This is a genomic window from Mesorhizobium sp. M1E.F.Ca.ET.041.01.1.1, assembly GCF_003997355.1.
Lineage (GTDB): Bacteria > Pseudomonadota > Alphaproteobacteria > Rhizobiales > Rhizobiaceae > Mesorhizobium.
The window spans coordinates 1-1,525 of the sequence record NZ_RZSL01000955.1 but is presented as its reverse complement, the minus strand read 5'-3'; the positions used below and the strand labels follow the sequence as shown (position 1 = coordinate 1,525).

The window sequence follows — 1,525 nt, the reverse complement described above, 5'->3', positions numbered from 1 at the left end:
GAGTATGTTTAACGGGCTTTCGCTCAACTCGCATTACTCCGGCGGTAGCTTCACAATCGAGAGCCAGAAGTTCTCGATGCCCCGTACCACGCGTACGAATTCATCCAGGTCGACGGGCTTGGTGATGTAACAGTTGGCATGCAGGTTGTAGCTGGTCAGGATATCTTTCTCGGCCTGCGAAGTGGTCAGCACCGCAACCGGGATACGCCGCAAGTTTTCGTCCGCCTTGATTTCGGCGAGAACCTGGCGGCCGTCCATTCGGGGCAGATTGAGATCAAGCAGGATCAGGTCAGGACGTGGCGCGTCGGCGTAGCGCCCTTCCCGCCGTAGCATTGACATGGCCTCGACTCCGTCTTGCGCGACGTTGAGTTCATTGCGCACCTTTGCGTCTCGCAACGCCTCGATCGTGAGCCGAGCGTCGCCTGGATTGTCTTCGACGAGGAGGATGTTGATGGCGCGTTCAGTCGAGTTGATGTTCATACCGTATCCATTTGAGGTGCCGAAGATGTTGGAGCCAACTTCCGTGCTTGGCTAGTGTCCTCTATATCCCGGCAGGGAAGCGTGAAGAAGAAGGTCGAGCCATGGTTGACCTCGGATTCGACCCAAATTCGGCCGCCGTGGCGTTCGACGACTTTCTTGCAAATGGCGAGACCGATGCCGGTCCCCGGATATTCGGCCCGTGTGTGCAAGCGCTTGAAAACGGCGAAAAGCTGCTCGATGTACTTGGCATCAATCCCGATACCATTGTCCGCGATCGAGAATAACCATTCCCCGCTGTCTCGCCGCGCCGCGATGTCAATTTCCGGGACGCGCTCGCCACGGAACTTGATGGCGTTGCCGATCAGGTTTTGGAACAGTTGGACCAACTGGAATCGATCGGCATCGATTTTCGGCAGTTCGGACTTTCGGATGATTGCGCCGCTCTCGATCAGCGCCGCCTTGAGGTTCGTCAAGGCGCGCTCGACCACAAGGTTGCAATCGATCGCCTCGAACGCGCTGCCCTGCGTGCTGACACGTGAGTAGACCAGCAGGTCGTTGATCAATGCCTGCATCCGCGCAGCGCCGTCCACGGCAAAATGGATGAACTCGTCGGCATCGGCATCCAACCGTCCCTTGTAACGTCTGCCAAGCAGTTGGGTATAACTTGCCACCATTCGCAGCGGCTCCTGCAAGTCATGCGAGGCGACATAGGCGAAGCGCTCCAGCTCGATGTTCGACCGGGCCAACTCGCTTGCCCTCAGGTCGAGCTCGCGTGTCTTTTCCGCGACACGCTGCTCCAGGGTGGCAGCATGCGCGTGCAGCTCGGATTCCCGGCTTTTGAGCGCGGTCGTCATTCGATTGAAGGCACGCGCCAAACGACCGAGCTCGTCGCTCGACGATTCAGGCAACACCACATCCCGCTCGCCAGCCTCGACTCGTCTGGCGCCCGCCTCGATGCGGCGGATGGGGTTGGTGATGGTTCGCGACAACAATCCCGACGCTGCCGATGCGACGAGCAAAAGCAGGCCACCAGCGATCGCGAGGC

The 1,525-nt window shown here is 59.1% G+C and carries 2 protein-coding genes; both read right to left on the bottom strand.

Going from position 1 to position 1,525, the window contains the following annotated elements; genetic code table 11:
* Positions 1 to 33 precede the first annotated feature (33 nt).
* The gene (locus tag EOA38_RS36310; protein ID WP_126093378.1) at positions 34 to 480 is read right to left on the bottom strand and encodes a response regulator; all 447 of its coding nucleotides are present in this window, start codon (positions 478 to 480) and stop codon (positions 34 to 36) included.
* Positions 477 to 1,525: ATP-binding protein (locus EOA38_RS36305; protein ID WP_145966280.1), on the bottom strand; the 1,049-nt coding region annotated here is incomplete at its 5' end. The genes EOA38_RS36305 and EOA38_RS36310, both read right to left, overlap by 4 nt.

Bases quoted from the DNA above. Each gene is read 5' to 3' on its own strand.
- EOA38_RS36310 (WP_126093378.1), bottom strand. From the start codon at position 480: ATGAACATCAACTCGACTGAACGCGCCATCAACATCCTCCTCGTCGAA.